The 25,325-nt window shown below is 55.8% G+C and carries 30 protein-coding genes and 1 pseudogene; 16 read left to right on the plus strand and 15 right to left on the minus strand.

The annotated features are described in order from the left end of the window. Positions 1–66: 66 nt before the first annotated feature. Together D4100_RS03145 and D4100_RS03150 are read right to left on the minus strand one after the other, a co-directional pair. A complete protein-coding gene (locus D4100_RS03145) occupies positions 67–2,154 on the minus strand; it encodes a prolyl oligopeptidase family serine peptidase (protein ID WP_119803053.1) in 2,088 nt (695 codons plus the stop codon). A 159-nt stretch (positions 2,155–2,313) separates the two neighbouring features. Then, the gene (locus tag D4100_RS03150) at positions 2,314–2,877 is read right to left on the minus strand and encodes a helix-turn-helix domain-containing protein (protein WP_065506213.1); all 564 of its coding nucleotides are present in this window, start codon (positions 2,875–2,877) and stop codon (positions 2,314–2,316) included. A gap of 112 nt (positions 2,878–2,989) precedes the next feature. Between D4100_RS03150 and D4100_RS03155 the strand changes: the two genes are divergently transcribed. Further along, positions 2,990–4,174, plus strand: coding sequence for a benzoate/H(+) symporter BenE family transporter (locus D4100_RS03155; RefSeq protein ID WP_065506212.1), 1,185 nt, complete (start codon positions 2,990–2,992; stop codon positions 4,172–4,174). Here D4100_RS03155 and D4100_RS03160 read toward each other — a convergent pair. Together D4100_RS03160 and D4100_RS03165 are read right to left on the minus strand one after the other, a co-directional pair. Next, positions 4,171–4,605, minus strand: a complete 435-nt coding sequence (locus D4100_RS03160) for a DUF2000 domain-containing protein (protein WP_119803055.1) — start codon at positions 4,603–4,605, stop codon at positions 4,171–4,173. The two genes, D4100_RS03155 and D4100_RS03160, sit on opposite strands and share 4 nt — an antisense overlap. Positions 4,606–4,654: 49 nt before the next feature. Continuing rightward, positions 4,655–5,491, minus strand: a complete 837-nt coding sequence (locus tag D4100_RS03165) for an AraC family transcriptional regulator (protein ID WP_119803057.1) — start codon at positions 5,489–5,491, stop codon at positions 4,655–4,657. 181 nt (positions 5,492–5,672) lie between these two features. Here D4100_RS03165 and D4100_RS03170 point away from each other — a divergent pair, with 181 nt between their 5' ends. Beyond that, positions 5,673–6,164 (plus strand): MEKHLA domain-containing protein, encoded by a 492-nt coding sequence (locus D4100_RS03170; RefSeq protein ID WP_119803059.1) that lies wholly within the window; start codon positions 5,673–5,675, stop codon positions 6,162–6,164. Positions 6,165–6,250: 86 nt separating this feature from the next. Continuing rightward, positions 6,251–6,754 (plus strand): cupin domain-containing protein, encoded by a 504-nt coding sequence (locus D4100_RS03175; protein ID WP_119803061.1) that lies wholly within the window; start codon positions 6,251–6,253, stop codon positions 6,752–6,754. On the opposite strand, the gene D4100_RS03180 is transcribed toward D4100_RS03175, so the two are convergent. Beyond that, on the minus strand, positions 6,719–7,573 hold the full coding sequence (locus D4100_RS03180) for an aminoglycoside phosphotransferase family protein (protein ID WP_119803063.1): 855 nt from the start codon (positions 7,571–7,573) through the stop codon (positions 6,719–6,721). The two genes, D4100_RS03175 and D4100_RS03180, sit on opposite strands and share 36 nt — an antisense overlap. Before the next feature lie 155 nt (positions 7,574–7,728). On the opposite strand from D4100_RS03180, the gene D4100_RS03185 reads away from it, so the two are divergent. Further along, positions 7,729–8,106: a RidA family protein gene (locus D4100_RS03185; protein ID WP_065506206.1), complete on the plus strand. Its 378-nt coding sequence runs from the start codon at positions 7,729–7,731 to the stop codon at positions 8,104–8,106. 9 nt (positions 8,107–8,115) lie between these two features. Here D4100_RS03185 and D4100_RS03190 read toward each other — a convergent pair whose 3' ends face one another. Next, entirely contained in the window at positions 8,116–8,496 is a 381-nt protein-coding gene (locus tag D4100_RS03190; RefSeq protein WP_119803065.1) for a nuclear transport factor 2 family protein, read from the minus strand. A gap of 27 nt (positions 8,497–8,523) precedes the next feature. After that, positions 8,524–8,838: a hypothetical protein gene (locus D4100_RS03195; RefSeq protein ID WP_065506204.1), complete on the minus strand. Its 315-nt coding sequence runs from the start codon at positions 8,836–8,838 to the stop codon at positions 8,524–8,526. Between the two features lie 200 nt (positions 8,839–9,038). Between D4100_RS03195 and D4100_RS03200 the strand changes: the two genes are divergently transcribed. Further along, positions 9,039–9,308, plus strand: a complete 270-nt coding sequence (locus D4100_RS03200; RefSeq protein WP_062870668.1) for a hypothetical protein — start codon at positions 9,039–9,041, stop codon at positions 9,306–9,308. On the opposite strand, the gene D4100_RS03205 is transcribed toward D4100_RS03200, so the two are convergent. Then, entirely contained in the window at positions 9,305–9,700 is a 396-nt protein-coding gene (locus tag D4100_RS03205; protein WP_064799965.1) for a nuclear transport factor 2 family protein, read from the minus strand. The two genes, D4100_RS03200 and D4100_RS03205, sit on opposite strands and share 4 nt — an antisense overlap. Before the next feature lie 235 nt (positions 9,701–9,935). Between D4100_RS03205 and D4100_RS03210 the strand changes: the two genes are divergently transcribed. From D4100_RS03210 to gstA, 4 genes are all read left to right on the plus strand, one after another. Beyond that, positions 9,936–10,601, plus strand: a complete 666-nt coding sequence (locus tag D4100_RS03210; RefSeq protein WP_037433946.1) for an HD domain-containing protein — start codon at positions 9,936–9,938, stop codon at positions 10,599–10,601. 107 nt (positions 10,602–10,708) lie between these two features. Continuing rightward, positions 10,709–10,972: a YjbD family protein gene (locus D4100_RS03215; RefSeq protein WP_006324956.1), complete on the plus strand. Its 264-nt coding sequence runs from the start codon at positions 10,709–10,711 to the stop codon at positions 10,970–10,972. A 202-nt stretch (positions 10,973–11,174) separates the two neighbouring features. Further along, positions 11,175–12,059 (plus strand): 4-hydroxy-tetrahydrodipicolinate synthase, encoded by an 885-nt coding sequence (dapA, locus tag D4100_RS03220; protein WP_037432778.1) that lies wholly within the window; start codon positions 11,175–11,177, stop codon positions 12,057–12,059. A gap of 92 nt (positions 12,060–12,151) precedes the next feature. Beyond that, the gene (gene gstA, locus D4100_RS03225; protein ID WP_037432776.1) at positions 12,152–12,757 is read left to right on the plus strand and encodes a glutathione transferase GstA; all 606 of its coding nucleotides are present in this window, start codon (positions 12,152–12,154) and stop codon (positions 12,755–12,757) included. Positions 12,758–12,794: 37 nt separating this feature from the next. On the opposite strand, the gene pdxY is transcribed toward gstA, so the two are convergent. Beyond that, the gene (gene pdxY / locus D4100_RS03230; RefSeq protein ID WP_119803067.1) at positions 12,795–13,655 is read right to left on the minus strand and encodes a pyridoxal kinase PdxY; all 861 of its coding nucleotides are present in this window, start codon (positions 13,653–13,655) and stop codon (positions 12,795–12,797) included. 275 nt (positions 13,656–13,930) lie between these two features. On the opposite strand from pdxY, the gene D4100_RS03235 reads away from it, so the two are divergent. Together D4100_RS03235 and D4100_RS26105 are read left to right on the plus strand one after the other, a co-directional pair. After that, a complete protein-coding gene (locus D4100_RS03235) occupies positions 13,931–14,161 on the plus strand; it encodes a hypothetical protein (protein WP_244941629.1) in 231 nt (76 codons plus the stop codon). A gap of 85 nt (positions 14,162–14,246) precedes the next feature. Next, positions 14,247–14,336, plus strand: a pseudogene (locus D4100_RS26105) (integrase core domain-containing protein); the annotation flags it as partial. A gap of 26 nt (positions 14,337–14,362) precedes the next feature. On the opposite strand, the gene tyrS reads toward D4100_RS26105, so the two are convergent. The 4 genes from tyrS to anmK all read right to left on the minus strand — a co-directional run bounded on the left by tyrS (position 14,363) and on the right by anmK (position 17,988). Beyond that, positions 14,363–15,637 carry a tyrosine--tRNA ligase gene (gene tyrS / locus D4100_RS03240; RefSeq protein ID WP_065506196.1) on the minus strand — a complete coding sequence of 425 codons (1,275 nt, stop codon included), beginning with the start codon at positions 15,635–15,637 and terminating at the stop codon, positions 14,363–14,365. 138 nt (positions 15,638–15,775) lie between these two features. Further along, the gene (gene pdxH / locus D4100_RS03245) at positions 15,776–16,429 is read right to left on the minus strand and encodes a pyridoxamine 5'-phosphate oxidase (protein WP_065506195.1); all 654 of its coding nucleotides are present in this window, start codon (positions 16,427–16,429) and stop codon (positions 15,776–15,778) included. Between the two features lie 89 nt (positions 16,430–16,518). Continuing rightward, positions 16,519–16,821 carry an MliC family protein gene (locus tag D4100_RS03250; RefSeq protein WP_065506194.1) on the minus strand — a complete coding sequence of 101 codons (303 nt, stop codon included), beginning with the start codon at positions 16,819–16,821 and terminating at the stop codon, positions 16,519–16,521. A 45-nt stretch (positions 16,822–16,866) separates the two neighbouring features. Further along, positions 16,867–17,988, minus strand: coding sequence for an anhydro-N-acetylmuramic acid kinase (gene anmK / locus D4100_RS03255; protein WP_065506193.1), 1,122 nt, complete (start codon positions 17,986–17,988; stop codon positions 16,867–16,869). A 364-nt stretch (positions 17,989–18,352) separates the two neighbouring features. Here anmK and D4100_RS03260 point away from each other — a divergent pair, with 364 nt between their 5' ends. Beyond that, positions 18,353–18,817, plus strand: a complete 465-nt coding sequence (locus D4100_RS03260) for an outer membrane lipoprotein (RefSeq protein ID WP_065506192.1) — start codon at positions 18,353–18,355, stop codon at positions 18,815–18,817. A gap of 86 nt (positions 18,818–18,903) precedes the next feature. Here the strand turns inward: D4100_RS03260 and slyA are convergent, their stop codons facing one another. Beyond that, positions 18,904–19,338, minus strand: coding sequence for a transcriptional regulator SlyA (slyA, locus tag D4100_RS03265; protein ID WP_065506191.1), 435 nt, complete (start codon positions 19,336–19,338; stop codon positions 18,904–18,906). Between the two features lie 180 nt (positions 19,339–19,518). Between slyA and D4100_RS03270 the strand changes: the two genes are divergently transcribed. The 3 genes from D4100_RS03270 to D4100_RS03280 are packed head-to-tail and all read left to right on the plus strand — an operon-like array spanning position 19,519 to position 22,659. Then, positions 19,519–19,755 (plus strand): DUF1656 domain-containing protein, encoded by a 237-nt coding sequence (locus D4100_RS03270; protein WP_193395146.1) that lies wholly within the window; start codon positions 19,519–19,521, stop codon positions 19,753–19,755. Positions 19,756–19,758: 3 nt separating this feature from the next. Next, positions 19,759–20,616 carry an efflux RND transporter periplasmic adaptor subunit gene (locus D4100_RS03275; protein WP_065506190.1) on the plus strand — a complete coding sequence of 286 codons (858 nt, stop codon included), beginning with the start codon at positions 19,759–19,761 and terminating at the stop codon, positions 20,614–20,616. A gap of 9 nt (positions 20,617–20,625) precedes the next feature. Further along, a complete protein-coding gene (locus D4100_RS03280; protein WP_065506189.1) occupies positions 20,626–22,659 on the plus strand; it encodes an FUSC family protein in 2,034 nt (677 codons plus the stop codon). 6 nt (positions 22,660–22,665) lie between these two features. Here D4100_RS03280 and sodC read toward each other — a convergent pair whose 3' ends face one another. After that, positions 22,666–23,190, minus strand: a complete 525-nt coding sequence (gene sodC / locus D4100_RS03285; protein WP_065506188.1) for a superoxide dismutase family protein — start codon at positions 23,188–23,190, stop codon at positions 22,666–22,668. Positions 23,191–23,430: 240 nt separating this feature from the next. On the opposite strand from sodC, the gene D4100_RS03290 reads away from it, so the two are divergent. Further along, a complete protein-coding gene (locus D4100_RS03290; RefSeq protein ID WP_119803069.1) occupies positions 23,431–25,275 on the plus strand; it encodes a polyurethane esterase in 1,845 nt (614 codons plus the stop codon). Positions 25,276–25,325 lie beyond the last annotated feature (50 nt).

Raw genomic sequence — 25,325 nt, forward strand, 5'->3', positions numbered from 1 at the left:
GTTTCGGACAGACAAAAAACGGGGCGTCTCAACAACGCCCCGTTTTTTATTTCAGCCTCTCTTTTCTCAACCCGGCGACTTGCCGCTCAGGGTAGCCCACATAAATTCGCTGACCAGCGCGCTGTGGAACGCAGCCTGTTTCTTATCCGCGGCGGCGCTATGCCCGCCCTCGGTATTCTCATAGAAATAAGCCTGCTGATACCCCATTTGCTGCATGCGCGCCGCCATTTTGCGAGCGTGCGACGGATTGACCCGATCGTCGCTGGTGGCGGTGTAAAACAGCACCGGCGGGTAAGGCACATCCGCTTTGATATTGTGATAAGGCGAGAAGGTTTTGATGTACGCCCACTCCTCCGCTTTGGCCGGATCGCCATATTCGGCAATCCAGGAGGCACCGGCGGAAAGCTGGGTATAACGCTGCATGTCCAGCAACGGCACCTCACAAACGATGCAGCCGAACAGCTGCGGGTACAGCGTCAGCATGTTACCCACCAGCAGCCCGCCGTTACTGCCGCCACGCGCGCCCAAGTGCTGTGACGACGTCACTTTTCGCGCAATCAGATCCTGCGCCACGGCGGCAAAATCCTCATAAGCGCGATGGCGGTTCTGCTTAAGCGCCGCCTGGTGCCAGGCCGGCCCATATTCCCCGCCGCCGCGAATATTCGCCACCACATACACCCCGCCGCGCTCCAGCCAGGCCGGTGCCTTGCTGCCCATGTAACCCGGCAGCAGCGACACTTCAAAACCGCCATAACCGTACAACAGCGTTGGGTTACTGCCGTCCAGTTTGGTGCCTTTGGCCAAAATCTGGAAATACGGTACGCGGGTGCCGTCGCGGGAAGCGGCAAAATGCTGGCTGACCTGATAACCGCCTGCGTCAAAGTCCTGCGGCCCCTGCTTGAGCAGCTCAGCTTCGCCGCCGTCGAGATCCCCCAGGTACAGCGAAGTCGGCTGCAGGAACCCGCCAATCGTCAGGAAATAGTCGTTGGTTTCATCGTCAATCCCCCCGGCGGAGATCGTACTGATGGCACCCGGCTTGCCGAGCGGCCTACGCTGCCAGCTTTTGCCCTGCGGCGTCAGCACTTCCAGCCGGTTCACCACGTTATCCATGATGCTCAGGATCAGATGATCACGCGTACCGCTATAACCGCTCAGCGCCGCCTGCGCGGTCGGCGTGAATAACACCGTCAGTTCGCGTTTGCCCGCCAGATAGTCATCGAAATGGGCCGCCAGCAGCGAACCGGAAGGATAGCGCGCGCCGCCCACGACCCAGTCGCTGCTCGGTTTGATCAATAGCCATTCTCGATGCGTGCTGAACTCGGCATCGGCGGGAATATCAATTTTGATTTGCCGATCTTCTGCGGTCAGCACAAAGGTTTCGCGGCGGTAGAAATCCAGGCTGCGGCCCACGTAGTTGCGCTCAAACCCCGGCGTGTGATCGTGATAGGCAAACACTGCCATATCCTGCGGTTGCGCCTCATACAGCGTCTGAGCGGCGCTCAGCGGCGTGCCGCGCCGCCAACGTTTGGCGATGCGCGCGTAACCGGATTGGGTCATCGAACCTGCGCCAAAGTCGGTAGCGACGAACAACGTATCCTTATCAATCCACGATGCCTGGCTTTTCGCCACCGGTAACGCAAAGCCGTTGTTCACGAACGCTTTGCTGACCAGATCGAACTCGCGTATTTCGGTGGCGTCGCCGCCGTCCGGCGACAATTCCACCAGGCAATAACGATACTCCGGCGGTAACGGCTCGGAACCGTGGAACACCCAGTCTTTGCCTTCCGCCTTGCCGAGCGCATCAATATCCAGCACTGTTTCCCAGGCCGGTTTGGCCTTGCGGTATTCCTGCAGCGTGGTACGACGCCATAACCCGCGCGGGTTGGTTTGATCCTGCCAGAAGTTGTAGTAGTAATCGCCGCGCTTGGCGACCCACGGAATTTGGCTGTCCTTGTTCAGGATGTCCAGCACCTGTTTTTCCAGCTGTTGGAAGCCTTCGCCCTGGGCGAAGCTCGCAGTGGTACGCTGATTTTCCTGCTTCACCCAGGCCTGAGCGGCCTTGCCCTGCAGCTCTTCCAGCCACAGGAATTCATCGGTGGCACTGGTGCCCTCCGCCGCCATCGCCAGGCGGATACTGTTCGGTAATGAAGTCATTGCGAATACGGCTCCTGCAGTTTGTGCGCTGAGTTTAATAAACTGGCGTCGATTGCTAATCGGCAAAATCAGGTTCTCCTTCCTGGATAAATAAGACTCATTTTCAACAAGGTAGATCGTTGACGAGGCAGAGTCAAAGCCTGCTCCCGTGCCGTTGAGTCAAAATTTAGGATAGTGGATCAGATCGTGAATACGCACCCTCTCCTGGCTGGCGTTGCGGTAAGCATGTGGCCGATCGGCCTGAAAGCGCATAGCCTCGCCTTCGGCCAGGCTGTGCCACTGTCCGTCAATCGCCAGTTCCAGTTGGCCGCTGATGACAATCACATGTTCGATGACGCCCGGCTCATGCGCCGAAGATTCGCTGAGCGCCCCCGGCGCCAGATCGATGACGAACATGTCAAAACCCAATTGCCGGTCAAACGGAAACAGCGGCACCACCCGCATATCGGCGTTGTACTGATTGAATACCGGCGCATCGCCGTAACGGTGCAGCGTGGCCTGCTCTTGCAGCGGCGAGATCTCCAAAAAAGCGGAAAACGCCACGTTGAAGCCGGTGGCGATTTTCCACAGCGTAGCCACCGTTGGGCTGGACTCGCCGCGTTCTATCTGCCCCAGCATCGCCTTGCTGACGCCGGTATTCTCGGCAGCCTGAGCCAGGCTCCAGCCGCGCTGCGCGCGCAGCGATTTCAATGTTTGCGCCAAATGGCCGGACAGTTCCTGCATGATTTCCCCTTCTGAATTCCGGCTGATTATAGCCACTTGTGCGCTATAACGCACGGTGCTATGCTCACTTCTCGCTGTGCGCTATAACGCACAATTACAGCCGGAGTCTGCCATGCGCCCTGCCATCTCTTTGCGTCATTTGACCCTGCCCGCCGTTATGGCCGGGTTTGTCGCGGTATTGGTGGGCTACACCAGTTCCGCCGCCATTATCTTTCAGGCCGCAGCGGCGGCCGGCGCCACGCCATTGCAGATCGGCGGCTGGCTGAGCATGCTTGGCCTGGGGATGGGCGTGACCTCGCTTGGGCTTTCTCTGTACTACCGTACGCCGATCCTGACCGCCTGGTCGACTCCCGGCGCGGCACTGCTGGTCACCAGCCTGCCCGGCACGCCGATCAACGAAGCGATTGGCGTGTTTATCTTCGCCTCCGGGTTGATCCTGCTGTGCGGCGTCACCGGGCTGTTCGCCCGACTGATGGACTATATTCCGCAGGCCATCTCGGCGGCGATGCTGGCGGGGATCCTGCTGCGCTTCGGCCTGGACGCTTTTGCCTCTCTGCAGGTAAATTTTGTGCTCAGCGCCGGGATGGGGCTGGCGTATCTGGTGAGCCGCCGCTATCTGGCGCGTTATGCCATTGTGCTGACGTTGCTGGTGGGGCTGGCCATTGCGGCGTTGCAGGGCACCATTCATCTTTCTCAGCAACCGCTGACTTTCGCCGGGCCGGAATTTATTGCACCGCATTTCACCTGGTCGACGCTGCTTGGCATTGGCGTGCCGTTCTTTGTGGTGACCATGGCGTCACAAAACGCCCCCGGCATCGCTACGCTGAAGGCCGCAGGCTATAGCGTCCCTACTTCGCCCCTGATCGGCTGGACGGCGCTGACCGCACTGCTGCTCGCACCGTTCGGCGGGTTCTCCGTTTGCATCGCCGCCATTACCGCCGCCATTTGCATGGGACCGGACGTGCATCCCGATCCGCAGCGCCGCTATATGGGCGCCGTGGCCGCCGGGGTGTTTTATCTGCTCGCCGGGCTGTTTGGCGGCGCTATCGGCATGTTGTTCAGCGCATTGCCGCCGGCGCTGATCCACACCATTGCCGGGCTGGCGCTGCTTGGCACTATCGCCGGCAGTTTGCAACGCGCGCTGCAAGATGAAAAACAGCGCGATGCCGCGCTGATCGCCTTCCTGATCACTGCCTCCGGCGTGACGTTACTCGGCGTCGGTTCTGCATTTTGGGGAATTATCGGCGGAGCGCTCGCGCATCTCATTTTGTCGCTGCCGCAACGCGCGGGACGTTAAGCCAACAGGTTGAGTTTGGCGGTCAACTTGCGCACGGTTTTCTTTTCACCGACCAGCGCGATGCCCAACAAACGCCATTCGTCGCTTGGTCGGTTGGCTACACTGGCGCGAAACGCGGCGTAATCGGTCGTTTGCTGGCCATCCGCCGGGAACAGGATCCGATCCACCTCCGCGGCCCGTGGCTGTTTCAACAACGCGCCCAACTGCTCCTCACTGGCGGCCAGCACGCTAATGCCTATCGGGATCAGCCCCGGCCAACACTGCCCATGGCTGTCCGCCAACACCTCGCCAACCAGCCTCGGGTGGCGTTGCCCCAAGGTTAGCGCCAGTACCGCCGCCGCATTAGCGATATTGCCCAGCGGCAGGTCCTGATTAATCACAATCACGCAGCGCTCGGCGGCAATCGTCTCCGGGGGGATATTTTCCATCATTCAGCTTCCTGTTTCCAAGTCAGCCTGCAGGATACTCAACCAAAGTCGCTTAATCTGGAAGATTTGTGCACAGTTTGCGGTAATGCGCCGGGGTCAGGCGATAGGCGCGCTGAAACCAGCGCCCAAGATGGCTTTGATCGGCAAAACCCAGCTGCGCCGCCACGGCGATGGGCTTTGCCCCTGAGGCCAACAGCCGCCGCGCCTGCGTTAACCTCAGCTGAACCAAATAAGCATGCGGCGGTAAACCATAAGTCTGGCGGAACAACCGGGTCAGCCGGAACCGATCCAGGCCGGTTAATGCCGTCAGCGTTTCCATCCGAATATCCTGATGGCTGTTGGCATGCAGGAAGTCACGGATGCGCCGCGCCTGATAGCCGGAAGTTTCATGCGGCGACGAACGTCGCCAGTGCACGTGCCGCGTCAAGCCGCACAGCAGGCTATCCAGGGCAAACTGTTGCTGCATTGCCCCTTCTCCCTTTTGCTGCAACTGCGAGAAGGCCCGTATTGTCGCCTGTGCCAGCAGCCGATCGTCCGACAGCGTGGCGGCGAAGCCAAGGCGAAAACTGTCCGGCACCTCGGCAAACAACTGACGAAGTTGTACGTCCAGCCATTGCGGATTGAGATACAGCATCTGGTAGGTAAAGCCGTCTTCTGCCGGTGCATCGCCGTCATGCACCTCTCCCGGCTCCAGCAAAAATACCTGCCCAGGCGTACTGCGATGACGCTGGCGTCGGCAATGAAACTGCTGCACACCCTGTTCGGTGATGCCAACCAGATAATCATCATGCCAGTGAGGATCGTAAGCATGCGCATAGCCGCAAAAGTGGGCGCGAATCAACTCTATGCCGCTTGGCCCATCTTTCTTTAATTCGATCCAACTGCTCATCGTCGCTCCCTTGTCGTTAACCCACTTTGTCGTATAGCAGAAGTACGGCCCCCTGTCTGGAACAAATGTGCACGCCAGCCCCACTGACCGGGCGGGCATCAGCTTTCCCGCTTCGGCGATCTTCTGCTTAACTGAGAGGGGGAATGATTGCTGCCAACACTTGACCGTTAAGAGAGCCTCTATGTCATCTTCCGAGCTGATTGATCTGATTCAACGTATCGACTCCGCCTATCGCCACTGGACAGGCGGCGGCTTGCCTGGGCCGCAGACCACTGCGACCGACCAGCATTTTCTCTGGTTGCACCAACAGGCACCGTACAGTTTGTTGGCTCATGAGGGTGACGTGGAGCCGGTTTTTATCTACGCCAATCATTGTGCGCAGCAATGCTTCGGTTATTCCTTCGATGAATTTATCACGCTGCCTTCGCGGTTGAGCGCCTCGCCGGTAGATCGTGCGGAACGCCAGCAATTGCTGGATAAAACCGCCCGCCAAGGCATCGCGCAAGGGTATCGAGGCCTGCGAGTCGATAAATTTGGCAACGCCTTCACTATTTATGATTGCGCGGTATGGCAGATCCCGGGCGGTGGTCAGGGCGCACTGTTCTGGCCACAGCCGAAACGCCGACCAGGCTGGTTTAACCAACGGGGAAACATGAACAACGCAAAACAATAAATGTTGATGCTTATCTCATCGACGGACTTAGAGGCTTTTACCACCGCCTCAGCCCATTATTAAGTGACATTGTAACGAGAGGCTTTATGAATGATAATGCCGCGCTGTTAGCCCAGCGACTGATCCGCAATATCGAAGAGGTTGAAAAAAATCACGATCGCCGTCCGCCGTTATATGACAGCATCGGCGCCCGTTTAGGCACCGGCACCGCCGCCAACAAGCTGGGAGCGTCCATCGACGTAGTGGCGCCAGGCATGCGCTCCTGCCCTTATCATTTTCACTACGCGCAGGAAGAAATGTTTATCGTGCTGGAAGGAAGCGGGACACTGCGGGTCGCCGGTGAGCAATTGCCGATCAAAAGCGGTGACGTTATTTTTATCCCGCCCGGCCCGGAATACCCGCACCAAATCATCAACACTTCGGCGCTACCGCTGAAGTATCTTTCCGTCAGCACCCGCGAGCAGCCTGAACTGGTGGAATATCCGGACTCAGGCAAGTTTCAGGCAATCGCCCGGCGCGACAATGGCCAACCGGTGCACTATCTGCAACGCCCTTCAGCGTCGCTCGATTATTGGGAGGGTGAACCCTGAGTCCCCATCCGGCAGCGGCAGGCCCAACGCGTGAGCGGCCTGCTCCGCCACCCGAAAATCGATATCCGCCGCTTCGCCGTCCTCCATAAACCAGGCTGCGGACAGCCCCGCCCAGGCGAGGATCCACTGCAGCAAACGCCGGCGTTCCAGCCCGGCCAACTGGCAGACCTGCTCCACGCGGCGCTGGAAAATATCCGGATCGGTGGCAATGCCGTAATTGGGATTGCAGAAGATATTGGCATAGTCGAAGGCGCGTTCGCCGTAGAGGCGTTTGGGATCGATCACCAACCAACCGCGCTCGCCGAAATCCAGTACGTTGTCGTGATGAATATCGCCGTGCAGCACGCTCTGTTCCCGTGGGCTGGTCAGCAGGTCCGCCGCCGCCGTAGCGCTGAGCCGCAGCATGCCGCCGTGGGCCTGCGCCGCCGGCCACAACGAGTTGAACCACAGGTGCAGCGGAATAAGCTCCGGCAAGGGCTGCGAACGCGGCGCATGCAGGCGGGCAACCACCTGGCAAAGAATGGCCGTTGCCTGCAGATCGTCGCCGTCACGCACCATTTGCGCCAGCGATCGCTTGCCCTGCGCACGCTCCAGCAGGATGCCGTCCTCATGCCAGGCCAGCACTCGCGCAGCGCCTTCGCCCTGCCACCAGCACATCAGTAACCCGCCGAACTTTTCTTCCTGTTCGCGGGCGATTTTCAGCATGGCGGCAGCGCCCTGATAACGCACCGGCATCAGCAGGCTGCTGTGCGTTTCAAATGCTTTGCCGTCAGGTTCCAGCTGCCAGCGTTGCACATAGGGAATAAAGGCCGGATTCATTGCGGTCAGGCGTCCTTATTGATGGCAATCACGGTGAAAAATTGGCGCCGGTGATACTATCAGACATCAACAGTTCCCGGCGTATTCCCGGTGTTAATTGCAGTATCCTAACCAAGTTTGCTTATTTTTTTAATTAATCTTGCGGGGTTTTTATCATGACGTCATTGAAGCGCATTAATTATCCGCAGTTGCCTGCGCCGGGTGGGCCTTATGTCCACGCGGTGCGTCACGGCGATACGCTGTATGTTTCAGGGCTAACGGCCTTCGCCACCGAAGCTCAGGGGCAGGCGGCGCAGCAGCAGACGCAGGCCATTCTGGAGCAGTTGGCAACCATTACCGCCGCCGAAGGCACCAACCTCAAGGCTCTGATTAAAATCACCGTATTTTTAACCGACATCGGCGATCTGCAGGCAATTCGGCCCGTGCTGTTTGATTATTTTGATGGTGCGCTGCCGGCTTGTTCACTGGTTGCGGTCAACGCACTGTTCTCGCCACAGGTTAGCGTGGAGATCGACGCCGTCGTCGCGCTGTGATATTGGGCGCTATAACGCGCCCTCATCCAGTTCGCACGGGCCGACTTTGAACCAGGCCTTCAGGATCTTGCCCTGTTCAACTTCATAAATGGCGATCACGTCCATTTTGCCGCGCCCCTGCGGGAAATTGCGCGTAACCACTTCCTGTTCGATCACCATGCTGCCCAGCGCCATGCGTTTGACCCGCTCGCCATACAGGCTTGGTTCCCTGAAGCGCGCAATATGGCGTTCGCGGATTTCCGCCTTGCCGCTGGCCAGCAGCGTATCGGGGTGTTCGTAATACTGTGCATCTTCCGCCCAGTACGCCATAAAAGCGTCAATATCGCGGGCATTGTAGGCATCAAGCTGCTGCTGAACCACCTCTTCCGGGCGTAGCGTTTTGTTGTTCATAATATCCCCTGTTCGTAGTTAACCCGACTATGACAGCGTGGCGATTTCATCAACCCGATGATGAAAGACATAAGGGTCTGAAATTAAAGCGAAGGCCTCATCGTCCGGATAGGTGACTGCTACCTGATAATCCTCGCCGGCAAAGCGTTTTATCGCCGCCAGAGATTCCCAATAGGTGGCCAGAAAGAAGTGCGCATACTGGCCCTGGATCTCTTGTCGAACAAAAGCACCAAGATTTCCAGCCGTAGCTTCAGCATGCTGCAGCCCTGTGACAGTTAAATGATCGGTAAATCCTTGCTGATGCTGTAACGGCACGCACCCGTGCCAGGTCCTGACAATCATTACGCCCCACATGAATAAAAAAACAAAAATAGTGAATAGATAACGCATCATGACTTGGCATTTATTCACCACCCCGTGCGCAGATTTTCAGCGAAGGAATGCAAGCGGGAAAAACAGCGGCGCGGCACGCGTTAACCTTTGCCGCCATCAGGAATATTCTGGTAATTTATCACCAAGAGAATTATTACCCGCGGAAAGTTATGCAGCAAAAACCGGTTATGCACGAAGCCAGACAGTTAAAGCGACTCAACGCGGCCACGCGGCGGCAATCCCATATGTACAAATGGATTGCCTTTATCGCGGCGATGGATGCTGTATTGGTGTTTTGCTATGACCGAGATATGCGCAACATTACCTTTTCAGGCGCAGTCGCGCTGGTGTGCGGCTATTTGTGGATCCGCGATCGCAACAAGGCACGCGGTTACCGGCGGGAATACGATCGTAAATACGGCAAGCACAGCGGCCTTTAATCCTGCATGGCCTCCAGCACTTTAGCGCTGTCCACGATTTGCACGAACTTGACGATTTTTCCCTCGCGCAGCTGATAAATATGCGCAAAGGATGCAGTGAACGATTTGCCGGTCGCGCCATAGGTGCCATGATAGAACCCTTGGGCGATCACGTTTTCACCGGCATCATAGAAGTGTTCAACGTCGGCGCGGTAGCCTTGCCATTCCGTCCCTAAACGCTGATGAACATTTTTAAAAATGGCCTGCGGCCCAACGTAGGTACCGGCATAAGGAAAACCCGCCGCTTCGGTCCATTCTGCATCGGGCGCCAACGCCGCCAGCAGGTTGCGACCGTTCTCTTCGGCACTGCCACCCTCATAGGTAGCGCGTACGATTTCCAGATTCGTTGGCATGTCTGTTCTCCTGTGGCTTTTATGGGATATTCCGGCCATACCCCGCAGACACAGGCTAACACCAAGCGGGGACGACCGGAATGAGACTATTGTAGGTTGCTTATTTCGGTACAAAAACCGTAATTGCGGCAATAGTCTATTGCAATACAGTAAACAATCCTGTTGCTGCAGTGTCATAACCGCCTCATCTGCGGCTGCTATGATGATAACCATTACCGCCAACAAGGAGCAAAACGTGCATTTTCCACTATTGCCACAGGCATTGCTGCGGCCTTTCTCACCCCATCAGGAACTGGCGCAGGCGCTGTTGCCGCTGACCCTCGATTCCGACGATGGATCCCACGACGTTGCCCACTTGCACCGTGTATGGAAAAACGCCCGTCAGATCAGTGTGCAGGAAGGCGGCGACCGGCGCATCTTGTGTGCGGCGGTGCTGTTGCATGACTGCGTCGCGGTAGAAAAGAATTCGCCGCAGCGCCACCTGGCGTCACGCATGGCGGCGGAAAAAGCCGCGTTGACGCTGGCGCAGCTGGATTGGGAAGCGCACGACATCGCCAAAACCGTCCATGCCATCGAAGCCCACAGTTTTTCTGCCGCCATTACGCCGGAAACGCTGGAGGCGAAAATCATCCAGGATGCCGACCGTCTGGACGCCATAGGTATGATTGGCGTGGCGCGCTGTTTCTATATCGGTGGGCGTATGCGCAGCGCGCTGTACGATGCCGCCGATCCGCTGGCGCAACAGCGCCAATATGACGATAAGCGTTTCACGCTGGATCACTTCGAAACCAAACTGTTTAAACTGCAGGAAGGCTTTCAGACCGCGGCCGGTCGACAAATGGCGCAGGAGCGCACCGAGCGCATGCGTCGTTTCCTCAGCGAGTTGCTGGAAGAGATGTGAAAATCGCGATTAATACCCCCAACGCATCGATTCCGTTACGCTACCGGCATCTTCGCCGCGATAATTGCTGTACACTGATAACCATCTTCACTGACCGGGCTACAACGATGAAAAAACTGACGCTGAAAGACATGACGGAAAGCGAGCAACGTGAAGTAAAAACCGAGCTGGACAAAGCGCGTAAAAACCTCGGCCGGGAACTGACGAATGCCGAGAACAACAAGACCAAGGATGAGGTGGTGGCACGCATCATGGCCGCCCGCGAGAAAATTGAAAAAGCCACGCGCGCCGAACGTAAAGCCAACCGGGTCAAACCCAGCGGCGAAACCTTCAGTTGGTCCGCTTCAATCAGTACCCGCCCCCCGCGTTAATGCCTTACGAAAACCCCGCCAGCGCGGGGTTTTTTATTGCCCCTATTCATTAGCCAAACTCATCAGCCTATTCGAATCATGAATAACAATGTTATCAATAAGTTGTAAATTGACAGCATAATGAAGAATATTCATTATCGACGGATATCCTCTGGCATTTTCTTATCTTGCTTATCTGTAGTTTGCACTGAAGGAACTTATTATGGCTTCATTCTCCGGTATTTGGGTTGCGCTGGTTACCCCATTCAATAATAACGCCGTCGATCTGCCTGCGGTTAAACGGCTGGCGCAATACCTGATCGCCTCGGGGGTCTCCGGATTGGTGGTCTGCGGCACCACCGGCGAAGCAGCGGCGTTGAGCAAAGAAGAACAATTGACGGTACTCGACGCGGTGTTGGAGGTTGTACCGGCCAGCCAGGTGGTGATGGGGCTGTCGGGCAATAACATGCTGGATACCCTGCAGATGCAGCAGGAGATCCAACTGCGCGACATCGCCGGGGTGCTGATCCCCGCGCCCTATTACATCCGCCCATCGCAATGCGGTCTGGTGGATTACTTCACCCAACTTGCCGATGCGTCGAGCGTGCCGGTGATCCTGTACAATATCCCGCAGCGCACCGGTATCGTGATGGAACTGCAAACCCTCAGGCAGATAGCCCGCCATCCGCAAGTCAAGGCGATCAAAGACTGCGGCGGTAACCCGGATACCACCATGGCGCTGATTGACGACGGCGAAATCGACGTAATGACCGGCGAAGATAACCTGATCCTCACCACCCTGTGCCTGGGCGGCACCGGAGCCATTTCCGCCTCCGCGCATATTTATCCGCAACGCTTCGTGCAACTGGTGCAACAGGTTGCCAACGGCGATCTGGCTGCCGCGCGCGCTAACTTCTATACGCTGTTGCCGATGATCCACCAGATGTTCAGTTTCCCCAACCCGGCTCCTGTCAAAGCCGCTCTTGCACAGCAAGGTCTGATCCGCAACGAACTGCGATCGCCGATGCAAATCGCGCCGCAGGCGTTGCAACAGCGCATTGCCGCTACTTTGGCGCAGTTACAGCCTGAGGATGCACTGATTAGCTAAATTTGTTAGCTAACCCGCTGTAATTTTAACGTTATGGAACTAGGATCAGAGGTTAAGCATGCCTGTCATTCATCACAATCAAGGAGCTTCCGATGAAACTGTTCTATAAAGCCGGCGCCTGTTCGCTGTCACCGCATATTGTGCTGCGCGAGGCGGGCCTGGATTTTACGGCGGAAAAGGTCGATCTGGCACAGAAAAAGACCGAAAGCGGTGCAGACTACCTGGCCATCAACCCTAAGGGACAAGTGCCGGCGCTGTTGCTGGATGATGGCAGCCTGCTGACCGAGGGTGTGGCGATTGTGCAATATCTGGCGGATCGCGTGCCGGACCGCAATCTGATCCCGGCGGCGGGTACGCTGTCGCGTTATCATGCCATTGAGTGGCTGAACTATATTGCGACTGAATTGCACAAGGGGTTCAGCCCGCTGTTTAACCCGAAAACGCCGGATGAATACAAGGCCATCGTGCGCACCAGGCTGGAGCAGCAATTCAACTATTTGGATTCCGTGCTGGCAAAGCAGCACTTCCTGTTGGGAAACCGGTTCAGCGTGGCGGACGCCTATCTGTTTACCGTTTTGCGTTGGGCCATCGCCCTGCAGTTTGATCTCAAAAAACACCCCCGGTTGGCGGCGTATTTTGACAGCGTGGCTGCACGGCCAGCGGTAGATGCGGCGCTGAACGCCGAAGGTTTGAAATAACCCCCAAGCCCCGGCGGCTCTGCCGGGGCTACAGAGCTTAGAGCTTTACCGCTTTGAATTCGCAGTCAGGCTGTACGATCCGATCCTGTGCCGCCACTACCTGCAGTTCGTACTCGCCCATTGCCTGGGTTGTCAGCATCACCTCATACACCGCCGCAGTCACATGCTCCAACGCCTTATCCAACGCCACACCTTGCAGTAAATTGACCAGTAACAGGCCGCTGGTCAGGTCGCCTACGCCGACCGGTTGGCGAACGCCGAAATCCACCAGCGGGCGGCTGATATGCCAGGCTTCCTCTGCCGTGACCAACAGCATTTCGAAACAGTCGATATGATAGCCGGCGCGGCTCAGGTGTTTGACCAGCACCAGCTTCGGCCCTTTGGCGATCAGTTCACGTGCCGCGCTTACCGCTTGCTCAACGTCAGTCACTTCCCGTTGGCTCAGCAGTTCCAGCTCAAGCAGGTTTGGCGCAATCATGTCGCTGCATTGCAGCGCCTGCCGGCAAAAAAACTCCGCCACGCCCGGCGCAACGATGCAGCCCTTCTCAGGGTGGCCCATCACCGGATCGCAAAAATACCAGGCGTCCGGATTAGCCTGTTTGACCTGACGGACCACCTCGAGAATATGGCTGCCCTGCTCCGGCGAACCGATATAGCCGCTCAGCACCGCATTGCAGTTTTTCAGTTGATCGATGGCCGCAATCCCCTGAACGATCTCCGTCAGGTGGCTGGCCGGCATCACGCAGCCCGTCCATTTGCCGTACTGGGTATGATTTGAAAACTGCACCGTGTTCAGCGGCCAGACGTTAACGCCCATACGGCGCATTGGGAATTCAGCCGCACTGTTGCCCGCATGCCCAAACACCACATGCGATTGAATAGAAAGAATGTTTTTCATCGGTACAACCTGACCTCGCCATGCCGTGTGCGACAGCCCGCGGCGAAAAGAAAATGAATAAATAACGCGTAAACGTTATGTCGGCGCGTCTGAAAACAAGAAGTTAGGGAGCTTTTTTTATTTTTTTGACGGCGCGGTATTGTAGCGAAAGCCGGGGGGCAAAAAAAGCGGCACTGGCGGCGGTTTCTACAATACGCTGAAGACATTGAGCAACAGTGCGGAATTCGGCACGGTCATAGAGCGCGCAGGAATTATTCTCTCAGGCACTGGCAAAATTGACTCATGGCACCAGCACCAACAATTTGTCAGAAGTGGGCGTGGTTAAGCTGGATAAATCGGTGTATGTGATTGTGGATCAGAACCATAACCAAACATTTGATGCGAATGATTATGTGTTTTCGATCGGCAATCAGGATCCCTACCTGGCCGCCAGCGCATTGCACTACAGTTCCCCGGCCGTGACAACTAACGGTACTGCAGAAACCAGTCTGGAAGCAGTTATATAAGGAATCGGGAGATGAAAATGAGGGCTTTCGCCCTCATTTTTACTGCTCTGCCCATCCTAAGGCTCGAAATATCACCGAACGGTGAGAGTCAGTGGAAATCTATAACACCCTGCGCCCGCATAGGTCGCTAAAATACAAAACGCCCGATAAAGTTCATCGGGCGTTAGAAGGTTGAAAAGTGTCAACCTATCGCAGGACTGATTACTGCCAATCTACCAGGCAGTAATGTTTTTTACCCCGGCGCAACAGCGTGTAACGACCGAACAGACGATCGGCGTCGCTGAACGCATATTCGGCATTGGACTGTTTCTCACCGTTGATGGTCACCGCGTTGGAGCCAATCATGGTGCGTGCCTGGCCACGTGACGGCACCAGTTCAGCATTGACCAGCGCCTGCTGCAGATCCGCGTCGCCATCCAGTTTGATGGTTGGCATACCGTCCTGCGCCAACTGGGCGAAGTCCGCTTCGGTCATCTCGTGCAGCGCGCCGGAGAACAGGCTCTGGGTGATGCGCTTGGCCGCAGCCAGCCCTTCCGCGCCATGTACCATACCCGTCACTTCTTCCGCCAGCACATACTGGGCGCGCGGCGCCTTGCCGCTGTTCTTGTCTTCTTCTTCCAGCGCGTTGATGTCTTCCAGGCTCATGAAGGTGAAGAACTTAAGGAAACGGTAAACGTCGGCGTCGGCGGTGTTGATCCAGAACTGGTAGAACTTGTACGGGCTGGTTTTTTCCGGTGCCAGCCACACTGCGCCGCCTTCGGTCTTGCCGAATTTGGTGCCATCCGCCTTGGTGATCAACGGTACCGTCAGGCCGAACACCTGTTTCTGGTGCATGCGACGAGTCAGATCGATACCGGAAGTGATGTTGCCCCACTGATCGGAACCGCCAATCTGCAGTTCCACCTGATGGCGGTTGTACAGCTCGGAGAAATCGAAGCCCTGCAGCAGGTTGTAGGAAAACTCGGTGAAGGAAATGCCCGAGTCGTCACGGTTCAAACGTTGCTTCACCGCTTCCTTGTTGATCATCTGGTTCACGGAGAAATGCTTGCCGATGTCACGCAGGAAGGTCAGCACGTTCATGCCGCCGAACCAGTCATAGTTGTTGGCGGCGATGGCGCTGTTGCTGCCACAGTCGAAATCGAGGAACGGGGAAACCTGTTTGCGGATCTTTTCCACCCACTCATTCACCGTCTCGGCGGTATTCAGCTTGCGTTCAGCCGCTTTGAAGCTCGGATCGCCGATCAGACCCGTGGCGCCGCCTACCAGCGCCACCGGCTTGTGGCCGGCCAACTGGAAGCGCTTCAGGCACAACAGAGGAACCAGATGGCCCAAATGCAAGCTGTCAGCGGTCGGATCGAAACCGCAATACAGTGCAATTGGCCCTTGCGCCAGTCGCTCTGCTAACGCTTCCTCATCCGTAACCTGGGCAACGAGGCCCCGCTCTTGCAGTTGTTTAATCAAGTTGCTGCTTGCCATCAATGACTCCATGTATAAACGAATGCACCTTTGTCGGTACACGACCTTCCGCCCACTGGCGAAATATAAAATCGGGGTAGCACATAGAATAAAGCGCCGGCGGCATCAGTGCCAGCGCTTAAGGGGGATTTTCAGTCTTCAGGGTGCCAGTCGGTCAATTTTCCAGTCATTCCCATCGCGCTGATACAAAAAGCGGTCATGCAGGCGGTGTTCACCGCCCTGCCAGAACTCGACGGAATCGAAACTAACGCGAAATCCACCCCAGAAACTCGGCAACGGCACTTCGCCCTGCTGGAATTTTTGCTTCAGTTCGAGGAATTTGCTCTCCAGTACGCCGCGGGCGGAAATGCGCGATGACTGCTGCGATACCCAGGCGCCAATCTGGCTGTCTTTCGGCCGGCTGGTGAAGTACTTCATTACCTCCAGCGTGGACAGACGTTCTGCCTTGCCAAGGAAAATCACCTGACGATCGAGCATGTGCCACGGAAATAGCAGGCTGATGTGCGGGTTTTGCGCTAACTGTTGCGCCTTGCGGCTGCCGAGGTTGGTATAAAAGACCAGCCCTTTGTCGTCAAAATGCTTGAGCAGCACGATGCGCTGATAAGGTTGGCCATTTTCATCCACCGTAGCCACACACATGGCGGTAGGATCGGCCAGGCGCGCATCACAGGCCTGCTTCAGCCAGCGTTCAAACAATTCAAGCGGATTAGCGGTCAGATCGTTGCGGCGCAGGCCGCCACGAGTGTATTCACGGCGCAGGTCCGCAACATCAAACTCATTATTTTCAATCATCTGGTTTATCAACCAACCGAAAAATTCGTCGTTACATTCTGCGCCTGCGGCGCCAGAATCTCAATCGTTCTGACGCCACCGTCGGCCGATCAGTTAGCCAGTACGCAGTCGCTTATAATCACCTTGTCATTACGTTCGACATAGGCGTTTTGGCCCTTCGACCAGAAACTGTACTTGCCGTCGCTGTATTTCGCACCGGACATGACCAGCACCTGTTTCAGCTTCAGTTGCTCGCCATCCATCAGAAAGCTGGCCGTGCTGTCCTTGCCGTCCAGCGACACCGTCAGCGGCGTAGTGCCGCACTGGTAATGCAGCGTCTGGCTGCTTTGCGGCAATACGTAACTGCAACCTGCCAACGCCAGCGCGCCGGCGGCAATAATGATTTTTTTCATGCTGTTGCTCCTTAGGGAAATCTGTCGATTTCTATCCTAACAGAGCTAACGGGTCCCTAAAGGCAAAACCGGATAAATCCCACCCAGCAGGGTTTCACGGCTGGCGCCGGTGACCGACGGCAGGTTGCCGGTCTGCCCGGACAGGGTGCGAAACGCCAGCCAGGCAAAGGCCAGCGCTTCCATGTCGTCACCGCTGACGCCGAAATCATCGGTCAGACACACTTCGGTCCCCGGCAGTAGCGCGGACATCCGCGCCATCAGCAACGGGTTGCGCGCCCCGCCGCCACACACCAGCAAACGCTCGCACCCTCCCGCCAATTGTACCTGCTCGCAAATGCTGGTCGCCGTCAGTTCCGCCAAGGTGGTTTGCACATCAACGGGGCTGACTGCCGGCAAGCCCGAGAGCTGGCGCTCCAGCCAGGCGGCGTTGAAATACTCGCGGCCGGTGCTTTTCGGCGCAGGCAGCGCAAAGTAAGGATCGGCCAACATCTGTTGCAACAGCGGCAGGCAGACGCGCCCCTCCATCGCCCATGCGCCGTCTTTGTCGTAAGGCTGCGAACGATGGCGCCAGACCCAGGCATCCATCAGCATATTGCCCGGCCCGGTATCGAAACCGCGCACCGGCGCGCCTGGCAGCAGCAGCGAAAGGTTGGCGATGCCGCCAATATTGAGCACCATACGGCGCTCTACCTGATGCGCCAGCAGCGCCTGATGAAATGCCGGTACCAGCGGAGCACCCTGGCCGCCGTAGGCCATATCGCGGCGGCGGAAATCGCCGACGGTGGTGATATTGGTCAATGCGGCAATGCGGTTGTTATCGCCAAGTTGCATCGAGAAGCGCGCATCGCCTTCAGGCTCATGCCACACCGTCTGGCCATGACAACCAATAGCGGTGATGTCATGCGCCGACATGCCGGTTTGTTTCAGCAAACCAAGCACCGCCTCGCCAAACAGCACCCCAAGCTGCGCATCCAGCCGGCCCACCGCAGAAAGCGTGGTCTGCTGGCCCTGGCACATACCGAGAATGTCTTGCTTCAGCTGGATCGGCATCGGGTGACTGTAACTGGCCTGCTGCGCGACCATTCGTCCGTCGATTGCGGCGAGCACCACATCGACGCCATCCAGACTGGTGCCAGACATAACACCTATATAGCGGCCTGACTTCATAGCAACATCCTTTAACCCGCACGGGGAAGCAAACTTTCAACCGATAAATAAACCAGAATTAGACCATTAACGCCATGAATTATGATGTCTTTTTTCACCTCTGTGAGCGATGTGCCTGTTTTTAGCGATCGGCCAGGGTGACCAAGGTGGCTAAACCTCGGCTCAATCCGCAACGGAATTCGTTCCGGCCCTGTCATAAAGCTAAACCACCGTTTATTATTGGTTGAACAGAGTAAAGTTAAGCTGCGTGCAGTGACGGGAATGGTGATGTACGTGTGTTTACGCCATACTTTGTCTATTATTTTCACTGAATCTGGCCTGGAAAGGTTTCCCAGGTTATGGACTACCACAACAGGAGTTTTATATGATCAAGCGTCTTCTCGTCGTTGCCGTCGCCGCAGTCACGCTGGCAGGATGCGCCAATGAATCCATGTCCGGCGATGTCTATTCATCCTCGCAGGCCAAACAGGTTCAGACCGTGACTTACGGTACGCTGGTTTCTGTCCGTCCTGTCAAGATCCAGGGCAGCGAGAGTTCGAATACCATTGGTGCGATCGGCGGTGCGGTACTTGGCGGCTTGCTGGGTAACACCGTAGGTGGCGGCACCGGCCGTACCCTGGCAACCGCTGCGGGTGCAGTAGCCGGCGGCGTAGCAGGCAACAGCGTCGGTGAGCTGGCGGGGCGCACCACGGGTTATGAATTGGAAATCAAGACCGACCAGAAAGAGAACATCGTGGTGGTTCAGAAGGCTGGCGCAACCAAGTTCAGCGCAGGTCAACGTGTTCGCATGGCGCGCACTGGCGACACCATTACCGTCTCCCCGTTGTAAGCGGAAGCTGGAAGGTAAAACCGGAGGCCAAGGCCTCCGGTTCCATTTCCGATGCTGTAAAATATAATCAAATAAAGAAAACGTTATTATTGTTTATTTTGCAATTCAGTGATGTTTTGTTCCAGCTTGTCAATCAAACCTACCAACAACTGCACTTCATCCGTGCTAATACCACTCAAAATTTCACCGCGCGTAGAGCTGATGACGCTGTCCACTTCCCTGATGATGGGATCGGCCGCTTCAGTCAACTTGATACGCTTTGCCCGCCGATCGTTAGCGCAAGTATGGCGAGTAATAAGCCCCTTCTCTTCCAGTTGGTCCAGCGTTCGAACCAGCGAAGGTTGTTCAATGCCGATTGCCTTGGCCAGTTGGATCTGCGACTGCTCCGGCGGTAGACGATTGATATTGTGCAGGGTGACCCAGTGTGTTTGCGTGAGCGCCAGCGGCTTGAGCCGGTGATCGATAAGCGCGCGCCAAACACGAACTAATCGTGCTAAATCTGAACCTAATGATGACTCCACTTCCCCCTCCTTATAATTAGCATGCTAATATAACAATCCAAAGCTTAGACTATTCTGAGTAACTCACATTAAAAACACAAATGTATATAATGTATATTGTAGAAATAAGCATCACTTTGGTCAGTTATTGTTTATCCTTTACGCAAATATTTAACATATTCACTCGTAGGGATTGTTAATGTGAATAGTTCATGGCTTCACGCCACCTCCCCTCTGCCCGATTTGGTGCTCGGCGCCTCACTCTATTTTCCACCCATATTTAACGCTTTTTTGCTCGGGTCAGTTTTATGGCTACTGGCACACCGCCTGTTGCGAGACTGGATTTATTCCGGCGAAATTTGGCATCCCATGTTGATGGATTTGTCTATTTTCGTCATCGCCGTCAGTGGTTCCTTATGGATTTTAGCGAGTTGGTAACCCATGACGCATAAAACGTTAAAATATTTTTCTACGGTAATCGTCTGCGCCATTGCCCTATGCGCCGGTTGGTGGTTGTGGAATTATTATATGCAATCCCCGTGGACCCGTGATGGAAAGGTGCGCGCCGAGCTCGTCAATATCACACCGGAAGTTTCTGGCAGATTAGAGAAAATAACCGTACATGACAATCAGTTCATACCTGCGGGAAGTCTGATTTTTACTCTCGACCCGGTGCCATACCAGATTGCGCTGGACAATGCCGAGGCCGCGCTGGCAAAAGCGCAGTCCGATCTGGCCAAAGCGGAGCATGAAGCGGCACGTCGTCGCAGCCTGCCAAAAAACGTTATTTCTGCCGAAAATATGGACGAGTCAAATTTAGCTGCTCAGGCAATGAAAGCCGCGTATAACGCCTCTAAGGCGAATCTGAAACAGGCTAAATGGAATTTAAGCAAAACTAAAATGTACGCGCCTGCCGATGGCTATATCACTAATTTGCAAGCACGAGTTGGGAACTATGCCAGTGCCGGCACGCCGTTGGTTGCACTGGTCGACGCACATTCATTTTACGTACTCGGTTATTTTGAAGAAACCAAGCTCAAGCATATAAAAGAAGGCAATAAAGCGGACATCGTTTTATATAATGGCAACATTCCTCTGCAGGGCCAGGTAGAGAGCATTGGCCGCGCCATTAACGATCAAAGCGTCGACAGCAGCAGCGATTTACTAATGGACGTGAAGCCCAACGTTCCCTGGGTGCGTTTGGCTCAGCGCGTGCCGGTGCGTATAAAACTGTTGAATGTACCCGCCGATCTGCCCTTGGTGGCGGGTACCACCTGCACCATCGCCATTCATCAGTAAGGCTAACCAGTGAACCTGCCCTTTTTGGAGTGGAACCGTACCCCCTGGGGTAAGGCTACCGGTGGTCAGTGGCGCTATGCGCTGCGCAACTCGCTGGCCATGTGTCTGTCATTGTGGGTGGCGTTCGTCCTCAATCTCGACGAACCTTATTGGGCGCTGACCTCCGCTGCGGTGGTCAGTTTCCCCACCGTCGGCGGCGTCATCAGCAAAAGCATCGGGCGCACTATCGGTAGCCTGATCGGTGCCGCCGCGTCAGTGGCGATTGCCGGCCATTGCCTGAACGATCCCTGGCTGTTCACCTTATTTATCGCCGCCTGGATCGGTTTGTGCACTTACATTTCCAACCATTATCAGAACAACGTTTCCTATGCGTTTGCACTGGCGGGCTATACCGCCGCCATCATCGCCTTCGGCACGGTCAACGTCACCGATACTCAGCAGATCTTTGATATCGCTCAAGCGCGCGTCTGCGAGGTCATCACCGGTATTCTGTGCGGCGGCGTAATGATGATGATCCTGCCCAGCACCTCTGACGGTGAAACCTTGCTGACCTCGTTAAGACGTATGCACCTGCGGCTGTTGGAACATGCCGCCATGCTGTGGCAACCGGAAATCACCGCTCAAATGCGCACGTCGCATGAGGGGGTTATCGGCCAGATCCTGACCATGAACCTGCTGCGTATTCAGGCGTTCTGGAGCCACTACCGACTGCGGCGGCAAAATAACGTGCTCAACTATATGCTGCACCAGCAGTTGCGCCTTACCAGCGTGATCTCCAGCCTGCGCCGCATGTTGCTGAACTGGCCGGATCGCCCGGCCAATCTGGCAGCCGTCCTGGATCAATTGCTGACTGAGCTGCGCGATCCCGCAACCGACAAATACCGGCTGGCGCGTATCCTGCAGCAGATAGCGCCTCAGGATCCGACAGATTATCGCCACCGCGCCTTCTGGTTGCGACTGCGCCATTTCTGTTGGCTGTACCTGCGCTGCATTCGCTGGTTGCAAAGATTGGAAAGCGCCACGCCGGTCAGCGATATCCAGCCCCCCCACGTGAATTCTCTGGCGCGCCATACCGACAGTTACGAGGCGGCCTATAACGGCCTGCGCACCTTTTTGTGCATTATCATCGGCTGCGCTTACTGGATTAACACCCAGTGGGATGCAGGCAGCTCGGCTCTGACGTTAACCGCCATCAGTTGTGTGCTCTATTCTTCCACCCCTTCGCCGATCAATAGCATCACCACCTTGTTGAAAGCGGTATTGCTGCTTTCGGTCGCCTGCTTTGTGGTGAAATTCGGCCTGATGATCCAAATTGACGATTTTTGGGTGTTCTGCACCTTCCTGTTCCCCATTCTGGTCACCCTGCAGATGATCAAACTGCAAAATCCTCCCTACGCCGCGCTATGGGGGCAACTGATCGTATTTATGGGTTCTTTTCTCACCGTCACCAACCCGCCAAGTTACGATTATCAGTCGTTTATCAATAACAACATCGGCAAGGTCGTCGGGGTATTGTTTGCCGGTTTGGCATTCCAGATCCTGCGGCCCAGTTCTGACAAACGTAAAAGCCGGCGTATTATTCGCGCTCTTCGGCGCGACTTTAGCGATCAACTGAGCAAAAAACCGCAGCAGAGCGAGAGTCAGTTCGAATCTCTGATTTATCACCGCATCAGTCAGTTGAATCAAAGCCAGGATCAGGAGGCGCGCAGCTGGTTATTGCGCTGGGGCGTGGTACTGCTCAACTGCAGCCATATCGTTTGGCAATTGCGTGACTGGCAAACCCGCTCCGATCCGCTCTCGGCGGTGCGTGACGTCTGCATTCACTGTCTACGGGACATTATGACCGAGAAAGGCGTACAGCACCGTTCTCTGGACGCCACGCTGCTGGAGCTGCTGCGCATGAGCAATGCGTTGGCGCACCACCCGGAACAGGCGGCGCGCGATCTTGCCGGATTGATTTGGCGGCTTTACTGTTCGTTGCAACAGCTGCAGCAAGCAATCAACCCGCCTGACAACGCGGCGGCAACATCGGCCGCCCGTTAAACCCGGTTATCCCTTAATCACACCGCAGGCGAAACGCTCGCCCCCGCCACCCAAGGGTTTCGGATGGTCGGAATGGTTGTCGCCACCGGCATGTACCATGAGCGCTTTGCCGGTTATTTCGCTGATTTTTTTCAGCCGCGGTGCCAGCACCGGATCGCTGGCCATGCCGTCTGCCGTGACATAAATGGCCGGCAGATCGCCCAAGTGGCCGTCTGCGTAAGGGCCAAGGTGCTTGCCGGTTTTTTGCGGATCAAAATGCCCCCCCGCCGCCAACGCCGCCACCGCCTTGCCCTCTTTCATACCCGGCTCGCAACTGCCGTTCTCGTGCACATGAAAACCGTGCACGCCTGCAGGCAAGGCTTTTAACTGAGGGGTAAACAGCAGGCCGTAAGGCGTTTCGCTGATCGTGACTTTGCCAATCTCCTGGCCAATTCCCTGTCCGGTCACCAGATTCATGTCAACATCCACCGTTGCCGCCTGCGCGACTCCACAGGCCATCAGGCCGAAGGCCGCATACCAATAAGGTTTCATCAATCACTCTCCATGAAATATCCGTGAACCCTGAGTATAGGGTAACTGGTGATGTCATCGCTCAGAATGGAGACAAATCTGGCAATAAGATTCGCATTATTAATAATTCACACCAATAATAATTTTACCGCCCGTGGTCATCCGACCAGTTGTCGTTCGGTTCGTTCTGTTCACCTACACCCGCTGCCAGTGCTATTTGATGATTAAACAAGCCAATGCAGCAAATTCATAGGAACTGATATGGGCATATTTAATTACCAAGATCTCGATGATGCGCAATCAAAAACGTTATTTTCTGATGCGTTGGCGATTTCCACTTACGCATATCACAATATCGATAATGGCTTTGACGATGGTTATCACCACAGCGGCTTTGGATTGGGCTTGCCGTTTACGCTGGTTACCGCGCTGATTGGCAGCACTCAATCGCAGGGCGGGCTGCCCGGCATTCCCTGGAATCCCGATTCGGAACAAGCAGCGTTGGAAGCGGTTAATAACGCCGGCTGGACGCTAATCAGCGCTAACCAATTAGGCTACCAGGGCAAAACGGATGCCCACGGCACCTATTACGGCGAGAGCCTGGGTTACACCACCGCACAGGCGGAGGTACTGGGAAAATATGACAGCGCAGGTAACCTCATCTCGATTGGCATTGCCTTTCGCGGTACCAGCGGGCCACGCGAGTCATTAATTACCGACAGTATCGGCGATCTGATCAACGACGTGCTGGCAGGCTTTGGACCTGAAGGCTATGCCGACAATTACAGCCTGAAAGCTTTTGGCACTTTACTGGGCGATGTGGCTGAATTCGCCCAGGCGCATGGCCTGACCGGCGATGATGTCACCGTCAGCGGCCACAGCCTGGGCGGGCTGGCGGTGAACAGCATGGCAGCGCTCAGCGACGATAACTGGAAGGGTTTCTACTCGCAATCCAACTACGTGGCGTTCGCCTCGCCAACGCAATATGAAACAGGCGGTAAAGTCATTAATATTGGTTACGAAAACGATCCGGTATTTCGCGTACTGGATGGCACCACACTAACGCCGGCATCCTTAGGCGTCCATGATACGCCGCAGGGATCCGCCACCAATAATATCGTTAATTTTAACGATCATTACGCCTCTGCCGCCTGGAATACCCTGCCTTTCTCCATTCTGAATATCCCGACCTGGTTATCCCATTTGCCGTTCTTTTATCAAGATGGGCTAATGCGGGTGCTGAATTCAGAGTTTTACTCCCTGACCAATAAAGACTCGACGGTGATTGTGTCCAACCTCTCTGATGTCACCCGCGGTGATACCTGGGTGGAGGATTTGAACCGCAACGCCGAGCAACACAGCGGCCCGACCTCTATTATTGGCAGTGACGGCAATGACTTAATCAGGGGCGGCACCGGCAACGATTATCTCGAGGGGCGCACCGGCAATGACACTTTCCGCGACGACGGCGGGTTTAACATTATTTCCGGCGGCGAGGGAAATAACACGCTGGACTTGCAACAGGCATTGAAGAAAAACGAAGTGGCTTACGATGGCAATACGCTTTATCTGCGTGACGCCACAGGCGGAATTACTCTGGCAAGCGATATCAGCACCTTGCGCACTAAAGAAGCCTCGTTATTGCTCTTCACCAAAGAAGTGGACCATCAGGTAACCGATGCCGGGTTGAAATCAGGCTCCAGCCTCGAAGCCTACGCCGCGTCATCCAATGGCAGTGACGGCGCCGATACCCTGCACGCCAAAGCCAGCGACAGTTGGTTGTTTGGCAAAGGTGGCGATGACCAGTTATTTGGTCACAGCAACGGGAATCTGACGTTTGTCGGCGGTAACGGCAACGATACTCTGCAGAGCGTCGGCAGTAACAATACCTTCCTGTTCAGTGGGGATTTTGGCAACGATAAGGTGTACGACTTTGGCACCGCCGACAAGCTGGTCTTTCTGGGGACTCAGGGTGCCAGCGGCGATTTCCACGACTATGTTTCGCAACAGTCTGACGGGTTGACGTTGGCCTTCGGCGAAAATAAAGTGACGCTGGTCGGCGTAACCTTCGAAAACCTCAACGATAGTCAGGTCGTGTTGGCTTAAAATAAAAAACCGGGCTATCCACAGGCCCGGCTTTTCTGATGGCGAGGTTG

Source organism: Serratia inhibens (genome assembly GCF_003591175.1).
GTDB classification, from domain to species: Bacteria; Pseudomonadota; Gammaproteobacteria; order Enterobacterales; family Enterobacteriaceae; genus Serratia; species Serratia inhibens.